22 protein-coding genes are annotated in these 19072 nt (G+C 64.5%); 14 read left to right on the plus strand and 8 right to left on the minus strand.

What is annotated here, in order from left to right; genetic code table 11:
* Positions 1–123 precede the first annotated feature (123 nt).
* Positions 124–471: an HPF/RaiA family ribosome-associated protein gene (locus ACFY68_RS23145; protein WP_016395445.1), complete on the plus strand. Its 348-nt coding sequence runs from the start codon at positions 124–126 to the stop codon at positions 469–471.
* 179 nt (positions 472–650) lie between these two features.
* Here ACFY68_RS23145 and ACFY68_RS23150 read toward each other — a convergent pair whose 3' ends face one another.
* Together ACFY68_RS23150 and ACFY68_RS23155 are read right to left on the minus strand one after the other, a co-directional pair.
* The gene (locus tag ACFY68_RS23150) at positions 651–1061 is read right to left on the minus strand and encodes a response regulator (RefSeq protein WP_387532197.1); all 411 of its coding nucleotides are present in this window, start codon (positions 1059–1061) and stop codon (positions 651–653) included.
* 57 nt (positions 1062–1118) lie between these two features.
* Complete coding sequence (locus tag ACFY68_RS23155) at positions 1119–1295, minus strand: Flp family type IVb pilin (RefSeq protein WP_387532200.1); 177 nt, start codon at positions 1293–1295, stop codon at positions 1119–1121.
* Positions 1296–1591: 296 nt separating this feature from the next.
* Between ACFY68_RS23155 and cpaB the strand changes: the two genes are divergently transcribed.
* The 8 genes from cpaB to ACFY68_RS23195 are packed head-to-tail and all read left to right on the plus strand — an operon-like array spanning position 1592 to position 9016.
* The gene (gene cpaB / locus ACFY68_RS23160) at positions 1592–2539 is read left to right on the plus strand and encodes a Flp pilus assembly protein CpaB (RefSeq protein WP_387532203.1); all 948 of its coding nucleotides are present in this window, start codon (positions 1592–1594) and stop codon (positions 2537–2539) included.
* A gap of 17 nt (positions 2540–2556) precedes the next feature.
* A complete protein-coding gene (locus tag ACFY68_RS23165; RefSeq protein WP_387532206.1) occupies positions 2557–3816 on the plus strand; it encodes a type II and III secretion system protein family protein in 1260 nt (419 codons plus the stop codon).
* On the plus strand, positions 3813–5003 hold the full coding sequence (locus ACFY68_RS23170) for a pilus assembly protein (RefSeq protein ID WP_387532209.1): 1191 nt from the start codon (positions 3813–3815) through the stop codon (positions 5001–5003). The genes ACFY68_RS23165 and ACFY68_RS23170 overlap by 4 nt, the downstream gene beginning before the upstream one ends.
* A complete protein-coding gene (locus ACFY68_RS23175; RefSeq protein WP_346613956.1) occupies positions 5000–6256 on the plus strand; it encodes a CpaF family protein in 1257 nt (418 codons plus the stop codon). Before ACFY68_RS23170 ends, ACFY68_RS23175 begins: the two co-directional genes overlap by 4 nt.
* The gene (locus ACFY68_RS23180; RefSeq protein WP_387532211.1) at positions 6253–7134 is read left to right on the plus strand and encodes a type II secretion system F family protein; all 882 of its coding nucleotides are present in this window, start codon (positions 6253–6255) and stop codon (positions 7132–7134) included. Before ACFY68_RS23175 ends, ACFY68_RS23180 begins: the two co-directional genes overlap by 4 nt.
* Before the next feature lie 2 nt (positions 7135–7136).
* Entirely contained in the window at positions 7137–8024 is an 888-nt protein-coding gene (locus ACFY68_RS23185) for a type II secretion system F family protein (protein ID WP_387532214.1), read from the plus strand.
* A 10-nt stretch (positions 8025–8034) separates the two neighbouring features.
* Positions 8035–8736 carry a tetratricopeptide repeat protein gene (locus tag ACFY68_RS23190; protein ID WP_387532217.1) on the plus strand — a complete coding sequence of 234 codons (702 nt, stop codon included), beginning with the start codon at positions 8035–8037 and terminating at the stop codon, positions 8734–8736.
* Between the two features lie 16 nt (positions 8737–8752).
* Positions 8753–9016 (plus strand): DUF3613 domain-containing protein, encoded by a 264-nt coding sequence (locus tag ACFY68_RS23195; protein ID WP_387532220.1) that lies wholly within the window; start codon positions 8753–8755, stop codon positions 9014–9016.
* 11 nt (positions 9017–9027) lie between these two features.
* Here ACFY68_RS23195 and ACFY68_RS23200 read toward each other — a convergent pair whose 3' ends face one another.
* Positions 9028–9462: a prepilin peptidase gene (locus ACFY68_RS23200; RefSeq protein WP_387532392.1), complete on the minus strand. Its 435-nt coding sequence runs from the start codon at positions 9460–9462 to the stop codon at positions 9028–9030.
* A 75-nt stretch (positions 9463–9537) separates the two neighbouring features.
* Between ACFY68_RS23200 and ACFY68_RS23205 the strand changes: the two genes are divergently transcribed.
* Both ACFY68_RS23205 and ACFY68_RS23210 read left to right on the plus strand, forming a co-directional pair.
* On the plus strand, positions 9538–9981 hold the full coding sequence (locus ACFY68_RS23205) for a TadE/TadG family type IV pilus assembly protein (RefSeq protein WP_387532223.1): 444 nt from the start codon (positions 9538–9540) through the stop codon (positions 9979–9981).
* Positions 9978–12623 (plus strand): ATP-binding protein, encoded by a 2646-nt coding sequence (locus ACFY68_RS23210; RefSeq protein WP_387532226.1) that lies wholly within the window; start codon positions 9978–9980, stop codon positions 12621–12623. Before ACFY68_RS23205 ends, ACFY68_RS23210 begins: the two co-directional genes overlap by 4 nt.
* On the opposite strand, the gene ACFY68_RS23215 is transcribed toward ACFY68_RS23210, so the two are convergent.
* Positions 12608–14563, minus strand: a complete 1956-nt coding sequence (locus ACFY68_RS23215) for a pilus assembly protein TadG-related protein (protein WP_387532228.1) — start codon at positions 14561–14563, stop codon at positions 12608–12610. The two genes, ACFY68_RS23210 and ACFY68_RS23215, sit on opposite strands and share 16 nt — an antisense overlap.
* A 174-nt stretch (positions 14564–14737) precedes the next feature.
* Here ACFY68_RS23215 and ACFY68_RS23220 point away from each other — a divergent pair, with 174 nt between their 5' ends.
* A complete protein-coding gene (locus ACFY68_RS23220) occupies positions 14738–15040 on the plus strand; it encodes a DUF3509 domain-containing protein (RefSeq protein WP_387532395.1) in 303 nt (100 codons plus the stop codon).
* Between the two features lie 4 nt (positions 15041–15044).
* On the opposite strand, the gene ACFY68_RS23225 is transcribed toward ACFY68_RS23220, so the two are convergent.
* Together ACFY68_RS23225 and ACFY68_RS23230 are read right to left on the minus strand one after the other, a co-directional pair.
* On the minus strand, positions 15045–15341 hold the full coding sequence (locus tag ACFY68_RS23225) for a hypothetical protein (RefSeq protein ID WP_387532231.1): 297 nt from the start codon (positions 15339–15341) through the stop codon (positions 15045–15047).
* 114 nt (positions 15342–15455) lie between these two features.
* Positions 15456–15926, minus strand: a complete 471-nt coding sequence (locus ACFY68_RS23230) for a phosphate-starvation-inducible PsiE family protein (RefSeq protein WP_346613947.1) — start codon at positions 15924–15926, stop codon at positions 15456–15458.
* A gap of 227 nt (positions 15927–16153) precedes the next feature.
* Here ACFY68_RS23230 and ACFY68_RS23235 point away from each other — a divergent pair, with 227 nt between their 5' ends.
* The gene (locus ACFY68_RS23235; RefSeq protein ID WP_346613946.1) at positions 16154–16417 is read left to right on the plus strand and encodes a YebG family protein; all 264 of its coding nucleotides are present in this window, start codon (positions 16154–16156) and stop codon (positions 16415–16417) included.
* Between the two features lie 59 nt (positions 16418–16476).
* Here ACFY68_RS23235 and ACFY68_RS23240 read toward each other — a convergent pair whose 3' ends face one another.
* Positions 16477–17502 (minus strand): Glu/Leu/Phe/Val dehydrogenase dimerization domain-containing protein, encoded by a 1026-nt coding sequence (locus ACFY68_RS23240; protein ID WP_346613945.1) that lies wholly within the window; start codon positions 17500–17502, stop codon positions 16477–16479.
* 125 nt (positions 17503–17627) lie between these two features.
* Here ACFY68_RS23240 and ACFY68_RS23245 point away from each other — a divergent pair, with 125 nt between their 5' ends.
* On the plus strand, positions 17628–18434 hold the full coding sequence (locus tag ACFY68_RS23245) for a SirB1 family protein (RefSeq protein WP_387532236.1): 807 nt from the start codon (positions 17628–17630) through the stop codon (positions 18432–18434).
* Here the strand turns inward: ACFY68_RS23245 and maiA are convergent.
* A complete protein-coding gene (gene maiA / locus ACFY68_RS23250; RefSeq protein ID WP_387532239.1) occupies positions 18428–19060 on the minus strand; it encodes a maleylacetoacetate isomerase in 633 nt (210 codons plus the stop codon). The two genes, ACFY68_RS23245 and maiA, sit on opposite strands and share 7 nt — an antisense overlap.
* Positions 19061–19072 lie beyond the last annotated feature (12 nt).

Raw genomic sequence — 19072 nt, forward strand, 5'->3', positions numbered from 1 at the left:
TTCAGAAAGGGCTTGAATTCGTTCCTCGGTTGCCTGACCTTAGAGTCAAGAGGCGAAGAAATTCCAAGGGCCTCAAGGGCCTAGGCACGCCTCCATGCGAGCAAGCTGAATAAGGATTGAATCATGCAAATCCAGGTCAACAGCAGCAACCATATCGAAGGCAACATCCGTCTCAACGAGTGGGTCCGCAGTACGCTGGAAGCCACACTCGAACGTTATGAGGAAGACCTCACCCGCATCGAGGTGCACCTGCGCGACGAGAACGGCGCCAAGCCCGGGCCGCATGACAAACGCTGCCAGATGGAGGCTCGCCCCAAAGGCCATCAACCGATTTCCGTGACCCACACCGCGACCTCGCTGGACCAGGCGGTCGACGGTGCTGCCAGCAAACTGAACAATGCGCTGGAACACTTCTACGGCAAACTGCGCAGCAAGCGTGGCGTACTGGAACTGAGTGATCCTGACGCCTGAGCCTTCGTTCCTTCAAGAATGCCGGGGCCGCTCTGCGGCCTCTTCACGACACTAAGGCCGCTCCACATTGTCCGCGCATGCCCTGTAAACAGAGGCATGACGCGGTCGGTGTGGGAGCGGCCTTGTGTCGCGATGGGCCGCAAAGCGGCCCCAATACCTACCTCTGCCAATAAACCAGGTCAGTTTTTGACCGCCTGCAGCAAAGGCTGTGGAAACAGATTCTCCAGGGTTTCCAGCAACCGCGCGTGGTAGATGGGCTTGCGGAAGAAGTCCAGCACCTGCAGGCGCAGCAGGTCGCTGACGTCATCCATGCTGGCATGCCCCGACATGACGATCACTGGCAGGTGCTGGCGGAAGGTGTGATCGCGCAGGCGCTTGATCAGGCCCATGCCGCTTTCTTCCGGCATGCGCAGGTCAGTGATCACCAGGGCAACGTCCGGGTGCCGGGTGAGCACTTGCAGGGCCGCTTTCACCGAGCCTGCGGTATGGCAGTAGTAGCCTTCGTTTTCCAGCAGTTCAGCCAGCTCCTGCAGGTGCTCTTCCTCGTCATCGACCAAAAGAATCTCCTGACGCGAGGAAGAGTTCTGCATGGGTGGCTCCTGTTCACCGGGTGCGTTGATGGCGTTACGTGGACGTCAGCTTGTGAGTTACAGAATCCCCGAAATCGTGGTGAACATCGTGGCAATTTTGCCCGAAATGGGGGTGACGAACGCCGCCAGCGCTACCGCCACCATCGCCGCGATAACCGCGTATTCGATACCGGACGCCCCGTCCTTGCGGTGCAGGAAGTTCTTGCAGTGAAGAGTGATCTTGTTCAGCAGCATGACCCAGCTCCTTGCGGCGACAGCGCCGGCGTTAATGGTGTCAAAGTGACGCCTATTTGCCATCAAAGGATCGCCAAGCCTGCGGCGTCTGCAAATGTAAAAAAGTATTAGTCGTGCAGTATTAGCCTGAAAGTATTAGTCCTGAAGAATCCCTTTAACCGGCTGTATTTATTAGGTTTGCAGCACCGCTTGAAAAATTTCCGCCGGCCTCATGGCGAAGAGTAAGGGTTGAGCTACCGTCCAATAGCGAAATAGTAACTTTTTGCCACTACTCGATCCGTGCAGGGAGGCCAGAGATGAGCAGTCGCTTGACCATGGTTCTGGCTGCGTTATTCCTGCTGGGGGCACTGTTGGCTGGCTATTGGGGGTTTGTATTGAGCCGCCCTGTCGCGCCGCCTGTACCCGTCGCCAGCGAACTCGACCAACCCACCGCCGTGATCGCACCGCCTGCCCCGCAACCGCCGGAGCCTCAGCGCTCCCCGTTGGTGGTGCTGCGCAAGGCCCTCCCCGCCAATACGCCAGTGACCGAAGACGACGTGGTAGTCGAGCGCCTGCAGGTGGTGCCCGCCGGGGGCTTCCAGGCCATCGAACAGGTGCTGGGACGCACCAGCGCCCGGCCCCTGGCAGCAGGCAGCTGGCTCGACGCGTCCAGCTTCGAGGCTGGCGGGCCGCTGTCGCGGATGATCCGCGTGCACGAGCGCGCGGTTGCCGTGGGCGTGGACGACGTGGTCGGTGCTGCGGGGCAAATGCACCCGGGCGATTATGTCGACGTGCTGCTGTTCCTGCGTGAAGAGGCCAACAACCCGCAGTCCTCGGCCCAGGTGGTATTACCTGCCCTGCGCGTGCTCAGCGTCGGCGAGCAGATGGGCCTGGCCAATGACGGGCGCCCGGCGCAAACCGCCGAAGAACAGAAGGCCCGCCGCGAGCAGGCCACTTCAAACAGCCTTGGCTCCACTACCCGCACCGTAGTCCTGGCCGTGCCCGAAGCCTTGGCCAGCCGGCTGATGCTGGCGGCCCAGGTGGGCTCCCTGCGCCTGGCCGTGCGCAGTGCCGACGAACAGCGCCTGGCCCGCTACTGGGCTGAGGCAGATAGCCAACCGCAGGTAGAGAGCATCAAGCGTGAACTCTACCGGTTCAGCCAATTGTCCCAGTCGCCGCTGGCCAATACCGCCCAGGCGCCTGCCGTGGCGAGCATGCAGATCATTCGTGGGGCGCAGGCCGCCGACGCCAACAAGACACCCTGACAAGGCAAGGATGCAGTATGCGTAGTTCCGAGCGTTGCAGTTCAAGACGATTCTTCAGCCCTGCCTGCCTGGCCCTGCTCACGGCGGCGCTGCTGCCACAGGCCCATGCCGCCAGCAAAGGCTGCGAAGCCTTCAGCCAGTTGCCCTCGGTCATCGAAATGGACCAAGGGCTGCAACAGGAGCTACGCCTGCCGTTGACGATCACCCGGGCCGCCGTCGGCGACCCCAAGGTCGCCGATGTGCAGGCCAGCGGTGACCGCGCCGTGCTGGTGACCGCCGTGAGCCAGGGCAATACCACCCTCATGCTGTGGACAGCCTGCGCCCCCGACCCGCACCGGGCCATGCTGTTCGTCAAGGGCCAGGCCAGTGCCGACATGGCCGAACACAGCCTGCCGCCCTCGCTCGACCCTCAGTTGCCTAGCCAGGTACAGGCCGACATCCGCTTCGTCGAAGTGCGCCGCACCAAGTACAAGGAGGCCGGCGCGCGGCTGTTCTTCAGCGGCTCGAACAACAGCCTGATCGGCTCGCCGGGCACCGTGCCGGGCACCTCGGTGACCCCTGGTGCAGTGCCGATCGTGCCACCCTTGATTCCGCTCGACGACGGCGTCTTCAACATCGTCTGGGGTGGCGGCAGCAGCCGCTTCCTGGCCGCCATCAACGCACTGGAGAACAGCGGCTTCGCCTACACCCTGGCGCGGCCCAGCCTTACCGTGCTCAGCGGCCTGACGGCAAGTTTCCTGGCCGGTGGCGAAATCCCCATCCCGGTTCCCAGCTCCGGCAGCGACAACGTCTCGATCGAGTACAAGGAATTCGGCGTACGCCTGGCCCTGACCCCGACCGTGATCAGCCGCGACCGCATCACCCTGAAGGTCGCCCCTGAAGTCAGCGAACTCGACTACACCAATGCGGTGACCATCGCCGGCACGCGGGTACCGGGCCTGAGCGTGCGGCGCACCGACACCAGTATTTCCCTGGCCGATGGCGAGAGCTTCATCATCAGTGGCCTGGTCGGCAACAACACCCGCTCGGCCGTGGACAAACTCCCAGGGCTGGGCAACCTGCCGATTCTGGGTGCGTTCTTCCGGCAGTCGGCACTGGTGCGCGAAGAAACCGAGCTGCTGATGATCGTCACCCCGCACCTGGTCCAACCCCTCGCCGCCAATGCCCGCCTGCCGCAACTGCCGGGCGAAGGGCTGCGCACCTATGACCCAAGCTGGGGCCGGCTGTTCTTCCTGGAAAACGGCAACTTCGATGGCCGCAACGGGTTATCACAATGAACGAGATCCTCAACCAGACCTTCCTGGCCATTACCCGCAACGAAGAAGACCTGCAATGGCTGCAGAGCGCGCTGGCCCCCCAGGGCCAGGTGATCGGCGCCAATGCCGGCAGCCTCGACGAACTGCTGGCGCTGGTCAACGCAACGTTCAGCACGCTGGTGTTCATTGGCCTGGACCGTGAGCAACTGGTCAACCAATGCGCGCTGATCGAGGGCGTACTGGAAGCCAAGCCGATGCTGGCGATCGTCGCCCTCGGCGATGGCCTGGACAACCAGCTGGTGCTGCATGCGATGCGCGCCGGTGCCCGCGATTTCGTCGCCTATGGCTCGCGCGCCAGTGAAGTGGCCGGGCTGGTGCGGCGCCTGGGCAAGCGCATGCCGACCGTTACCAGCAACCCCAGCCTGGGTGGGCTGACCGTGGTGTATGGGGTGCAGTCGGGTGCCGATGGCGCGTTGCTGACCACGCACCTGGCGCGGGTGGTGCAGGAAAGCGGCCAACAGACCCTGCTGCTCGACCTGGGCATGCCGCGCGGCGACAGCCTGGCCCTGCTCGGGCTGGAGGCGTCGTTCTATTTCGGCGATGCCTTGCGCCACCTGCGCCGGCTCGACACCACGCTGATCGACAGTGCCTTCACCCGCGACAAGAAAGGCCTGCGCCTGCTGACCTGCGCGGTGAACGACGAGCCGCTGCACCTGACCAGCCCTGCCGAGCTGTACATGCTGCTCAGTGCCCTGCGTCAGCATTTCCAGCACATTGTCGTGAACCTGACCGGGCATGCCGACAGCGAAGCGCTGCGTACCATCGTCAGCCACTGCGACAAGCTCATCGTCTACACCGACCAGAACATCATCGATTGCCGGCGCAACCTGGAAGTGCTTGAGCTGTGGCGTGACCATGGCATCAAGCTGGAGCATGCCAGCCTGCTGGTCGACCGTTACCTGAACAACGTCGCCCCCGACGCCGACAGCCTGGCCAAGCGCTATGCCCTGCCGCTGCTCAAGGTCTTGCCCGACAGCCCCGAGGTGCGGCTGAACGTCAAGAACCAGGGCCTGAGCCTGTTCGAACTGGCCCCACGGGAAAACCTGACCCAGGCGCTGCGCAGCCTGGGTGAACGCCTGGCGCTGCGTTCGGAAAACCTCCCGCCACCGGCCTTCACCTGGCTACGCCGGCTGTGGGGCAGCAAATGAACGGCGACCTGCCTTTCGGCGGCCACCAGCACAGCGCGAGCGACCCCTATGCGCTTAAACGCGCGCTGCACCGCTTCGCCATCGACGCCATCGAGGACAGTGGCCGCAACTTGCTGGAAGGCGCACGCCCGGCACTGACCCAGTTCGTGCTGGAGCAGGTCGGCGATTACGTCGCGCGCCTGCGCCTGGCCTTGTCCCGCTACGAAATGGAGCGCCTGGCAGAAGAGCTGGTCGATGAGCTGACCGGCTTCGGGCCGCTGGAGGTGCTGCTGCGTGACGCCAGCGTTACCGAAATCCTGGTCAACGGCCCGCACCGGGTATTCGTGGAACGCGCCGGGCAGTTGCAGCAGACCGACCTTCGTTTCATCGACGCTCACCACGTCGAGCGCGTCATGCAGCGCATTCTCGCCCCGCTCGGGCGACGCCTGGACGAGTCGTCGCCGATGGTCGATGCACGCCTGCCCGATGGCAGCCGGGTCAACGCGATCATCCCGCCGGTGGCGCTGGATGGCCCATGCCTGTCAATCCGCAAGTTCCGCCAGGACATGCTCAAGAGTGCCGACCTGCTGGCCACCCGCGCCATCGACCAGCACATCTTCGACTTCCTCGAACGCGCGGTTGGCCGGCGCTGCAACATCCTGGTCAGCGGCGGCACGGGCACCGGCAAGACCACCTTGCTCAATATCCTCAGCCAGATGATCGCCCCGCGCGAGCGCCTGGTTACCATCGAGGACGTCGCCGAACTGCAGCTGAACCACCCCCACGTGGTACGCCTGGAAACCCGCCCGCCGAATGCCGAGGGGCACGGCGAGATCAAGGCCAGCGAGCTGATCCGCAACGCCCTGCGCATGCGCCCGGACCGCATCATCCTGGGCGAGATCCGCGGCACCGAAGTACTCGATGTACTCACTGCGATGAACACCGGCCACGATGGCTCGATGAGCACGGTGCACGCCAACACCGCGCAGGATGCGCTGCTGCGCCTGGAGACACTGGTCGGCCTGAGCGGGCGACAGATCGCCGAAAAGACCTTGCGGCAGATGATCTGCGCGGCGCTCGACGTGGTCATCCAGCTGACTCGCCTGCCCGATGGCCGGCGCTGCGTCAGTGAAGTACTGGAGGTGGTCGGCGTACGCGACGACGTGTACGTGACCAACACCTTGTTCCGCCTCGACCGCCGCGGCGGCGACGTGTTCCTGCGTGAAGCGCCCAACCCTGCTGGCAGCAAGCTGCGCAATGAAGGTGTGCTGTGATCGGGCCCGTGCTGCTGGCGCTGTCGCCGCTGTTGCTGGGCGTATCGCTGATGCTGTTTCGCCTGGGGCTGTACAAGCGCAGCGAACAGCGGGTTCTCCAGCGCCTGGGGCGAGCCTTCCAGGTGGTACGCAACGGCAACGCACGGCGCGACTGGCTCGACCCGTTGTTGCAGCGTGCCGGGCTTGGCGCCGCCGAGTGGCAACCGCGGCGCTGGCTGCTGGCCTGGTTCGGCCTGGTGCTGCTGGCGCTGCTCGCCTCCGGCTGGGTGGCCGCGCTGATGATGCTGGTGAGCCTGCCGCTGCTCGGTTATTTCACCCTCAGCTGGCTGTACCGGCAGCGCGTGCGGCAGCTGGTCGAACAATTGCCTGCACTGCTGGATTACAGCGTGCGTAGCCTCAAAGCCGGCCGCACCCTCAACGACGCCGTGCTCGGCGGCATCGACAGCACCCGCGAACCGTTGCGCTCGACCATGGCCCGGGTGCGGCGCAACGTGCAGTTGGGGGTACCGCTGGATGATGCAGTGAATGAACTGGCCGAGCTGTATGGCCAGGACGAACTGCGGTTGTTCGCCCTGGGGTTGCGCATCAACCGGCGCTACGGCGGCAACACCAGCGAGCTGCTGGAGAACCTGATCAAGCTGATCCGCGAGCGCGAACAAGGCAGCCGCCAGCTCAAGGCCATGACCGGCGAAACCCGTATCACCGCCATGGTGCTCGGCGCCTTGCCGCTGTGCATGGCCGGTTACTTCCTGATGGCCAACCCGCGCTACCTGCTGGCCATGTGGCAAGACAGCGCCGGGCAGATGATGCTGCTGGTGGCTTTCGCCCTGCAGGCGCTTGGCTGCCTGGTGCTGTGGCGCATGATGAGGAGCTTGTGACCATGGCCCTGCTGCTGTGCGCCCTGTGCCTTTTGATCGCGGCCACCTTGCTTGGCCTGCAGGCCGCTCGCCAGTTGCGCGCCCGTTACCTGATCGCCCGCCGGCTGCAGGGCCGCCTGGCACGCAATGAACGCCTGGGGGATTGGCTGCACTGGCTGGGCAGCAGCCCACTGGGGCAGCGCCTGCAGAAGCTCGACGGTGAAACCCAGGCCTTGCTCGACCGCGTCGGCTGGCGCCGCAGCCGTCAGCGCGCGCTGTTCGCCGCCGTGCAACTGGGGCTGCCGCTGGTGGCGCTGCTGTTGACCTTGATCTTGCAGCAAGGCGTGATGGGCGGTGACGCGGTGCACTGGATGATCTGGCCGTTGTGCGCACTGGGGGCCTGCTACCTGCTGCCAAAGCGGTTGCTGGCGGTGGCCGCCACGCGCCGCCAGCAACGCATCGCTCTGGAAGTGAGCCTGCTGATTCCACTGCTGCGCATCCTCTTCGAAACCGGCCTTGCCGTCGAGCAGGCGCTGCGCGTGCTCAGCCAAGAAGGCCGAGCGCTGGTGCCGGAGATCAGCGACGAGCTGCGCCAGGTGCTGCAACGGGTGGACTCGGGCCTGGCGCTGGGGCCCGAGCTGGAGAAGACCGCACGCGTTCTGGCGGTGGACGAATTCATCGATACCTGCGTGATTCTCCAGCAGTTGCTGGTGCAGGGCAGTGGCGCGATGAAGTCGCTGCTGGCGCTCAAGGACTTGCTGGACGATCGGCGCCTGACGCGGATGCAGGAACGGGTTTCGAAAATGTCGGCAAAGATGTCAGCCGTGATGATGGTATTCCTCTTCCCGGCGTTGCTCATCGTTTTGGCTGGGCCGGGGTTTTCCGCTTTGGCGCGGGCCTTGGGCCCCTAGGGAGTGATGGATGAAAGCAATGCTGTTGATAGCCAGCCTGATACTGCTGGCCGGTTGCGCCGGACACCCGCCAGAGGGGCTTGGGCAATTGTTCGGTACCCCCAGTTGCGGCAAGCCTGACGCCGACCAGCAATTGGCGCTGAACCTGGCAGACGAGATGCTCAACGACGGGCGCCCGCACGCCAGCCTCGCGCACCTGCAGCAGTTGCCAGACGCCCTCGACCAGGTACGCCTGCGCAAGGCCAGGGTCTCGCGCCTGCTCGGGCTCGGCGAGGCCGAACCGCTGTACCGTAGCCTGCTCGGCGGCTGCCTTGCCGCCGAGGGGGAGCATGGCCTCGGGCAACTTGCCTCGGCCCGGGGTGACGATGTACAGGCCTTGCAGAACCTGCAGCGGGCGGTGCGCCTTGCCCCCACCGACGAGCGGGTGCGCAACGACCTGGGCGTGGTGCTGATGAGCCTGGGCCGGTACGAACAGGCGCGGTTCGAATTCCTCACCGCCATGGAGCTCAAGGATGACAACCCGCTGCCAGCCGTCAACCTGGTGACCCTTTCGCTGCTGCAAGACAACTGGCAGCAAGCGACTGACCTGGTCGGCCGGCTGCGGCTGAAACCTGCGCAGTTTGCCGAAGCCCAGGCCCGCGCCAGCCAGATAAAGGCCAACGGGCGTGGGCCGATTGCCTCGGCCAGTGGCACCGGTGTAATGGTCAACTGAGGGAAAGGAGACGGTCATGATCAGGTATGTGATGCTGATGGCCTGCTGCGCCAGCGTATCGATGGTGTCGGCCGATGACACCCCACGCCAGCCACGCGAAGCGCTGACGGCCACTGAAGCGCTGCTGCGGGTGCAGTCCAGCGGCGAGCAGGCTTCGCCCCGCTTGCAGGTACAAACGGCGCGCGAGCGCGACCTGTCCAAGCAGCGATGGCTGGAAACCTACAAGTACGCCATCCCGGATTTCTACCGCTGGACCAAGGTGACCGAGTCGAACAACTGACACCCCATGCATCACTGAAGGCAGGCGCTGGTCAGTAGAAAACCCGCCAGCACACAGGGCGCGAACGGCTGTTTTTCACCCGCTCGCCCTGCCCCGCGCCCCAGCAACCGCCGCACCAGCGCCCATAACAGCAACGCCGCTCCGGCCCCGATGAACGTGCCGAGCAGGTAATCCTGGCTGGTGGCCAAAGCCAGTGCAGCGAGCAACTTGACGTCGCCGGCACCAAAGCGTCCGAGCACGTAGCCAGGTAGCGTGAGCAGCAGCACGATAGCCAGTGCCCAGCCAGCATCGGTGGCCTGGGCACCGACCCAGGTACGCCCGGTAAACGCCAGCCACGCCAGGGCACAGGCGGCGACGCCCAGGGTCAGGACGTTGGAAATCTGCCGTTCGCGGACATCTTGTCCGCTGCACAAGGCAAGCCATGCTAGCAGGGCAATGCTGGATATTGGCAATTGGCCATCCCTGTTCGTCGAACGGTTCTATGCTGTCAGTCAGGACTCATCGTCAGGGTAGACGCAATCATGCAAGCAGGCCCGGCAGCACGGCAAAAAGGCGCGGCAGCCCTGGAGTTCGTCGCCGTCTTCATGATCTTTTTCACGGTGTTCTACGGCCTGGTCAGCTACACCTTGCCGATGCTCATGCTGCAGTCGTTCAACCAGGCCAGCAGCGAGGCGGTACGCCGCTGCGTCGCCCTCGACCCGAACAGCGCGAGCTATGCCACCGATGTACAGGCCCTTGCCCGCAGCGTGATAAGCCAGCAGCTGGCCTGGATGCCCGCCGCGCTCGACTTTCGCCCAGCCAGCGATGCGCAGGTAACCCTCGGTGCAAACAAGGTCCTCACCGTGACGATCAATTATCCGAAAGCGAAACTGATCAATGTATTGCCGCTGCTGGTGGTCCCGTTGATTGGCGAGGTGCCGCGTTTGCCCGCGACCCTGCGCGCTGAAGCGAGCCTGCAGCTGTGAGCGGCCTGTTCGAGCGCTGGCGTGGCAGCCACGCCGCGGAGCCGGCAACCGAACTGCCGCAAAGCGTCGGCCTGCAGGTGTGGCTGGATGATCAAGGGCAGGTGCTGCGGCTGTCCGGGCCGTTGCGCACGGTGCTGGCCGTGCCCAGTCAGGCGCGCCCCCGGGTGCATGATTACCTGTACCGGCACAGCTGGCTGGTGCTCGAAGGCGTGCCCGCCGACTGGCAAGGGCAAGCCCTGGATCTGGACTTTCATACCGTGCACGGCCAGGCCCTGCACACCCGCGGCTGGCTGCAACGGCAGGCTGTCGGCTGGCTGCTGCAGCTGTTCGATATCGGCGACCTGCTGCGCCAGGGCGATCGGCAGGCGCAATGGCTGACCGTGCGCCACCTGGCCGGCGACATGGGCCAGGCCGTGCGTGGCTGCAGCGAAGAATGGCTGGCGCAGACCACCGCCGAGCAACTGCAAGGCCTTGCCGAGCACTGGCATGCAGGGTCGGTGCGCCTGCTGCTGGCGGACGAATCAGGCTGGCGTACCTACGCCTGCAGCGAGGGCGACTGGCCCTGGGCCGATGACGAACGCCTGCAACCCTGGCTGCAGGCGTTGCCACCCCGCTTCCACCAGGTGCAGCCGAACTCGGCCCAATGGCGGGCATCGTGTGCAGGGTTGCCGTTGTTGCTTTTGCCGTACAGCCACGGCCATGCCACCCAGGCCTGGTTGCTCTGTGCGGGCGCACGCTTGCCCCCTGCACCAGAGGCAGCCCAGGCGCTGCTGCAAGCCTTGCTCGAACCCTTGCTGGCCCGCCTTCGCCAGTACCAGCTGCAGCAACGCTCGCGCCACCTCGACGAACTGCAGCAGCAACTGGGCGCAGGCTGGTGGGAGTGGCCCGTGCAAGGCCCCCTGCATTTCGACCCGGCCCTGGCCGCAAGCCTTGGCCTGCCGTGCGAGGTCAGCATCGAGCAATGGTTGTCGCGCCTGCACCCGGCTGACCGCGAGGCTGCGCACATGGCCCTGGAGCAACTGCGCGATGGCGTTGCCCTGAGCCTCAGCCTGCGGCTGCACGAAGCCGACAGCGTGGCCACCCCGCGCTGGTTGCACTGGGTCGGGCAGCGGCATGGCCGGCAGGCGCGCGGTTTTCTGCTCGACATCAGCGCGCTGAAGGCCCAGGAGCTTCAAGCCGGGGCCGCCCGCGCGCGGCTGGAGAACCTGATCGCCAGTTCACCTGCGGTGATCTACATCCAGCGCTATGCCGACGGTGCGCTGCACAGCGAGTTTTTCAGCGCCAGCCTGGCGCCGATGCTGGGCTGGCCCAAGGACAGCGAACTGTCGCGCCAGCCAGGCCAGGCGGTGCACCCGGATGACCGCCTGATCTGGCTCGAACGCACACGCACGCTGCTGCGCGAGGGCCAGGTACGCAGCCGTTATCGCCTGCGTGACCACCTGGGCGGCTACCACTGGGTACTGGACGAAGCCCGCCTGCTGCGTGATGACCTGGGCCAACCCGTCGAGGTGGTCGGCCTGTGGCTGGATGTCAGCGAAGCGACCGAAGCCGCCGAACGTGTGCGCCAGAGCGAGGAGCGTTACCGGGTGCTGGTTGAAGACTCACCGGCGATGATCTGCCGCTACACCCCGGACCTGCAGCTGCTGTTCGGCAACCGGCCGCTCGCCGAACAGTTGGAGTGCGCGCCGGAACAGCTGATCGAGATGAACCTGGGCCAGTGGATGTCCGACAGCCAGCGCCTGGCGTTCGTGCAGCGCCTGGCGGCGCTGACCCCACAGCAGCCATTGAGCAGCGCCGAGGTCTGCCTGCAACTGCCGGGGCGCAGGCATGCATGGTGGGTATGGGCCGAGCGTGGGCTGTTCGATGAACACGGGCAACTGCTGGAAGTGCAGGCGGTGGGGCGCGATAACACGCAGGTGCGGCACAGCCAGCAACAACTGCTGCAAGGCGCCAAGATGGCCACCCTGGGCGAACTGGCAACCGGGCTGGTGCATGAAATCAACCAACCGCTGAATGTGATGCGGCTGGCCGTGGCCAATACCCTCAAGCGCCTGCAAAGCGGTGAGGCCGACATCGAATACCTGACAGGCAAGCTGCAGCGCATCGACGCCCAGGTCGAGCGTACCGCACGCCTGGTCGAGCACCTGCGCACCTATGGGCGCCGCTCTGAAGTCGAACGCCAGGCCTTTGCGGCATGGGTTGCGGTGGACGGCGCAGTGGCGCTGCTGGCCGAAGGGTTGCGCAGTAAGGGGCTGGCCTTGCAGATAGAGGAACCGGACCTGTGCCCGGAAGTACTGGGCCATGAAGACCAGCTGGAACAGGTGCTGATCAACCTGATGGTCAATGCCCGGGACGCCTTGCTCGAACGGCAGGTTGCCAACCCGCGGATCCGTGTGACCCAGCACATCGAGCCAGGGCAACTGTACCTGCTGGTGGAAGACAACGCCGGCGGCATCGACCCGCGCCTGCTCGAGCGCATCTTCGAGCCATTCTTCACCACCAAACCCGCCGGCGTGGGTACCGGGCTCGGGCTGTCGGTCAGCCACGCTATCGTCGAGGCCATGGGCGGCAGGCTGGAGGTACTCAACGGCACAGAGGGCGCGTGTTTCCGGGTGCTGCTGCCGGTCTACAGCACCAACTGAGCGCGGCCGTTGGAGCAACTGAGGTTGGCGCCGACCTCGGCGTTGACCAGGTCGATGCCCAGCACTTTCAACAGCACGTTCAGTATCGGGTCGATCAGCGGGCTGAGCAGGCCTTTGATCAACGGGTCGAGAATACCTTTGACCGCGGTGAGCGCGTTGCCGACGATCACCAGGACGTCGCCCAGACCGCTGTTGACGGTAGGTTTGAATGCCTGCAACTGGACGCCCAGCAAGGTGTCGCTGAGGCTGCCAACCACGTTGTCGTTGATCGTGCGCATGCTCAGGTAGGCGGCGGGCTGGCCGATGTTCGGCGGCTCACTGGTGGGTGCCTGGAACACCAGCGAGTGCTCCAAGGGGCCGCTGCCCAGCAACTTGCTGTCGACCCGCAAACCCAGGCCGCCGCCGGCGTAAGGTATGCGCGCCTCGCAGGTGCCGAGGATCAGCAGCTTGGTACAGCGCTTGGTGCCGATGTCGATCAATGGCAACGCCTTGACGGCGGTAGTACCGGTGGTGAAGAACGCCGTGGTGGACTCGAAACGCCCCACCGCAAGCTTGGCCGCAGAGCTTTGCGCCCGGGTGGTCAAGCGCTTGGGCGAGCAACTGAAGGTATCGGAAGACAGCGGGTCGAGGCGCGTCGTGGCTTCGGCGACCTCCAGGCCGATGTCCAGCTGGAGTTTGTCGGGGACCAGCATGATATCGGTCACCGTGCACGGCACCCCCAGCAGGCAGAGCACCGATTCCAGGGTCGATGCCAGGTTGAGGCTGAGCAGGTTGTTGAGCACGTTGGTCAGGGGCGAGACCAGGTCGAGCACGGCGTTGACCAGCCCGAAGATGGTGTTCAGCAACGGCAGGTCGAGCGAAATCATCGCCCGCACCTGCGCAGTGTGCACGCGCAGTTCATCCGTGCGTGGGTCGCCCACGGCCGAAATCTGTTGCGGCTCGATCACCTTCAGGCGCACCCGGCCATTGACCAGGCCCAGCACGCTGAGCGGCAGATCGGCATTGGCAGCGCTCTGGCTGGCCGCCAGCTGGATCACGCCCTGCACCAGCTGCAGCAACTGGATGCTGGCATCCAGGCCGGCTTGGGCGGTGCCGTTCTGGATATCGAGGATGTCGCCCAGGTTCAGCAGTGTGCCGTTGCTGGTACCCAACGCCAGTTTGCCCAGGTTGGTCACCACATCGACGGCAGCGCCGCTCTGCTGCAGTACCTTGACCGCGGCCTGCAGCAGTTGCGTGGCAGTGGCGTCGGCCTTGAGCAACTGCTGATAGTCACCCACCTGCAATTTCAGGTCGACGGCCAGCTGGTCGAGATAACTGAGCAGGTTGATGTTGGTGGCGGCGATCCCTTTCCAGCCGGCCAGGTCGAGCTGCACGCTGCCGCCCAGGGCACCGAGCAAGGCATTGAGCAACACTGACTGGCGCGAATCGACCGTGGCCAGCGTGGTGCGAATGCTCAGCATCGCCTGCGGCGGCAACGGTTTCGACGCCACCGCGTGGGCGTGCAAGGTGGTGGTCAGGGGCACGCCGCTGCCCTGGACCAGGGTATAGAGACCGCCGGCGATGCTGGTGGTGACGGTGTTGCTGACGTCCACCCTGACCGCTTCGCTGCGGGTGTTGTCGCTGGTGAAGGTGCGCAGGCTGTTGGCGCCGGTCTGCAGATAACCGCAGCTGGCCACCAACGGGTCGTCGGCTGCATGGCCGTTACGGGTGGCGGCAACCCGCGCGATGGCCGTGGCCTGGGGGCCGCTGCCGCTGCACAAGGCGTATTGGCCGGCGGCTTCCAGCGCCGCCATGTCGGCAATGCGTTGCAACTTGCGCTGTTCGAGGTAAAGCCGGCCGCTGTCGAGCACCACCAGCAGGAACAACAGGGCCATGGCCAAGGTGGTCACGGCCATCAGGCCGATCGCGCCCCGTTGGCGGGTTGCGGACGAGGGAACCACGCGCACTCCTTTGCAGGCCTCAGGCCAGCCTTCGCGGCTTCGGTCACAGGAGTGTAGTCACGATAGTGGCTAATTGCCTTGCTCGATCGAGCGTGGCACGGTCGATCAATGGCCGTGAACCAACCCGACGATTGCCCGGTCAACTTCTGCAGTCAATCTTTGCAGACCCCGACCATGAACAACCCCTTCGAACAGATCAGCGCCGCTTTCGCCCCCGAGTACCGGGTAAACCTGAGCATCGAACGCCTCGATGGCAGCATCATGCTCACCCTGTCCGACGATGCCGGCGTGGTCGCCAAGCGCCTGATCAGCCAGGCTCAGCGCAATGACCCGGTGCGCCTGCAGCGGGTCATCGACAGCATTCGCCTGGGCCTGGCCATCGAACTGGGGCAGAACCCCTTGCAGGTTCTGGCCGCACTGACCCGCGAAGCGGCCCCTGACGCACGACCGTTTGCGCTAGCCGGCGTGGCCAACTGAGTTATCAGCCCAGTGTCACCAGCATTCGCCCGATTTCACGCTCCAGGTCAGACAGGCTCACGCCCCCTGCCCGGTGCGCGGGGTCGAACGTATCCGGTTTTTGAAACAGGCCAAACAGGCCCTGGTCGTAGGTCGGTTCCTGGTTTTGTTTCAGCCAGTACAGAGACTCCTCCACCAGGGAACGGCTAGCGACCACTTCGAGCTCGATGACATCGGCGACTTCGGTGACATGCACCCCATCGGGGTCAAGCCTCAGCGCGTATTTGAGATGGGCATGTACTTTTTCCGCTGTAATACTCATGGCTGTTCTCCTTGGGCGCCCATCGACCGCAACCGGGTGTCACGATGCTCCCCTGAGCGCCAGCCAGGATTCAACAGCAGCCAAGGCAGACCTTGGCGCTAGATAGGTAGCCCCTTACTTGCCGTCTTCCACTTCCTTGCCGTTGGCGTCCAGCACCTTGGTCGAGGGGTAGCGGTACGAGGCGTAGCGCACCACCAGGATCGAAAACGCCAGCAGCAGGATGCCACCGCACAGGTACAGCAGCCCTTCATCCGGCGCCTTGTGGTGCGAGACATCGCCGATCAGCAGGCGGGTCAGCGCGGTGATCGCCACGTACAACAGGAAGCGGATCGGCATGTGGTTGGTCTTGAAGTAGATACCGACCATCGCCCCGAGCTCCAGGTAGATGAACAGCAGCAGGATGTCATCGACACTGATCCCGCCCTTGCCGAGCATGTCCAGGAACGTCACCACCGCCGCGTAGGCGGTAATCGCGCCGATGCCGAACAGGGCGAGGTAGTGGAATGCCTCGACGCACAGATTGCCCAGCGAGTCGGCCGAACCATGCAGGCCCTTGCGCAGCTTTTCCGCCCATTTGATGTTCACGATATCCAGCTCCCCGATACGACCTGAAGGATGATGCGTCACCTGTGTGACGCTTGTGTCATGCAGTTAAAGGGCCAGGCCCCTGCCTTGGAAGGCGACCGATTGCCGCAAGGCACCTGTGGGCTACGCTTTTTTGCGGCAAAGCTTGATTCAGAGGTGCCATTGCCATTACTGTATGCGCATACAGTAATCGATCAACCAACCGCAAAAAGGCACAGAGGTGATGAATGGCCGTCGAAGTGGTGTACCGCAGCAGCCGCGACCCGGAGCGCTTGTTCATGGATAAGGCCGAAGCAGACCGTCACGACAAAATGCTCGAGCTGGCCGAACGCCTGGCCGAGGTGTTGCAGAAGGCAGTGCCTTCACTGACCGAACAGCAGGTCGAAGAAGCCGGTATTTACATGGCCAAGAACCGTGACGTGTTTGCCCGGGCGTTCAAGAGCCAGCCGGATGCGTTGGCCGAACTGCTGGATGGCAGTGCTGCAGAGTGATTTCGGGGGGCTTTGCAGGGGTTTGTTTGCGTGTTCGCGCAGGTAAATCACAAGGCCCGCTAACGCTCATCGTACAACAACCGCTCCGCCAGCATCTGCGCCACCCTAGCCGGTGAGCGCTTTTCGGCCTGGGCGTGGGCATACACTTCGGTCAACCGTTCGGGTATTCGCGCCAGTTGGGCAGTGATGGTGCTCAGCTCTTCGCCGCGGTGTTTCATCGCCACGTAGATCAACCCACCCGCATTGATCACGTAATCCGGCGCATAGAGAATGCCGCGGTTTTCCAGCTGGTCAGCCACCTGCAAGGTGGTGAGCTGGTTGTTCGCCGCGCCAGCCACCGCAGCACAACGCAGCTGCATCACCGTCTGGCCATTTAGCACCGGCCCCACGCCACACGGCGAGAAAATATCGCAGGGCGTGCTGATCAAGGCATCGTTGGTTACCGGGTGGGCGTTGAACTGCTCCACCGCCAACCGTACCCGGCCTGGGTCCAGGTCACTCACCAATAACTCGGCACCGGCTGCATACAACTGCTCGGCCAGGGCATAGCCGACGTTGCCCAAGCCTTGTACCGCCACGCGCAAGCCCTTAAGGTCGCTGCTGCCCAGGCGGGCCAGGCAGGTGGCACGGATGCCGGCGAACACCCCCATGGCCGCATGCGGCGAAGGGTCACCGGATGCCGTTGTGCTGGTTACATGCGGCGTGCTCTGGGCGATGCAGTCCATGTCCAGGGTCGAGGTGCCGCTGTCCACGGCAATGATGAAACGCCCTTGCAAGGTATCGATGAAGCGGCCGAACGCCTCGAACAACGCCGCACGGTTTTCCACATGCGGGTTGCGCATGATCACCGCCTTGCCGCCGCCCAGGGCCAACCCGGCCAGCGCCGCTTTGTAACTCATGCCCTGCGCCAGGCGAATGGCATCGGCCATGGCGCTTTCGTCATCGGCATACGGCAGGTAGCGGCAGCCACCCAGCGCCGGGCCGCGGATTTCGCTATGAATCGCCACCACGGCCTTGAGGCCAGTCTTCGGGTCGGTGAAGAGGTGCAGCGATTGGGTGCGGGTGCTTTGCATCAGCGCGAACATCGGCGGGCTCCCCTGCGAGGTGCTCCTACCAGTATAGGCATCGGCTTACGCCCCACAGGGCGACCGGACCACTGGACGAATCACGGCGCCAGGGCTATTACTCAAACGTATGTGGAGATGCCCCAATGAACCCACGCCAAGCCTGCCTGGCCTGCCTGGAACGCGAGCCGGTCGCCCTGCTGGAAGCCGCCTTGTGGATTGCCGTCGAGCACGATCGGAAGGTCGAGCCCGCGGCCAGCCTTGCCACCGTGAATCATCTGCACAGTGAAATCAGCGCCAGTCTGCCAATGCTGCCAGTGGCAGAGCTGGCTCAACCCCTGCTGCGTCAGCTGAACACGCTGGGTTTCCAGCAAGACGAATACCACCCCCTGCGCCCGCAGGCGGCGCTGCTGGACAAGGTGCTGCAACGCCGTCGTGGCCAGCCTCTGGCCCTGGCGATCATCACGCTGGAACTGGCCCGGCGCTTGTCCATTCCACTGGAAGGCGTGGCCTTCCCTGGCCATTTCCTGCTACGAGTACCGGGCGCCGATCATTTACTTGACCCTTGCGGCGGCCGACGCTTGTACCCCAATGATTGCCGTGAGCTGCTCGCCCGCCAGTTCGGCCCGCATGTGCCACTTACGGCCGAGCACCTGCGCGCGGCCAGCCCGACGCAGATGCTGCAACGCCTCTCGCGCAACCTTCGCCAACTGCACATCAGTAACGACAACCACCTGGCGGCATTGATCGATGCCGAACGGGTCATGCAGCTGGGCCCGGTGCAGGTCAGCGACTACATGACCCGCGCTTCGCTCTACCAGCACCTCGATTGCCCGCAGGCCGAACGCTTCGACCTGGAGCATGCCCTGCTGCTGACCGATGACCCGGTGCAACGGCTGAAGCTGTCCGAACGGATCGGCAAGCTACCGCAGGCCAACCGTTCGATTCACTGAGCGGGGGTATCCACCTGGCAAGCAGGGTGCGCTTGGCTGAACGCGGGGTGCCCGGCAGCCAGCGCCGCTACTCGGCGAATACGCGGATACCCGCCAAGGTCGATGTTGAAGCGCTCGGCCGCATACAGCTGCGGGATCAGGTAGACATCCGCCAGCCCCGGCGCCTCACCGAAGCAGAAGCCCTGGTCACCGATCAGTTGCTCCACGGCCGCCAGGCCTTGGCCGATCCAGTGAGCAATCCACTGATTGACCTGTGCCTCGTCGTGGCCAAGCTGGCGCAGCTGGTTGAGCACGCTGACGTTGTGCAGCGGATGAACATCGCAACCGATGATCGCCGCCACCCCGCGCACCTTTGCCCGTGCCGCAGCGCCAGCGGGCAGCAGCTTAGGCTGTGGATAAACCTCTTCCAGGTACTCGATGATCGCCGGTGACTGCACCAACAGCTCGGCATCATCGGTGCGCAGGGCCGGCACGCGGCCCTGGGGGTTCACGGCAACATAGGCCCCGGCACGCTGCTCGCCCTTGAGCAGGTTGACCGGCAGCGCCTGGTAACCCAGGCCCTTGAGCGCCAAGGCGATGCGCACCCGGTAGGACGAGGTGGAACGGTAATAGGTATACAGCTCCATGGCCCTGCTCCC

The sequence above is a fragment of the Pseudomonas sp. NPDC012596 genome, assembly GCF_042902325.1.
Lineage (GTDB): Bacteria > Pseudomonadota > Gammaproteobacteria > Pseudomonadales > Pseudomonadaceae > Aquipseudomonas.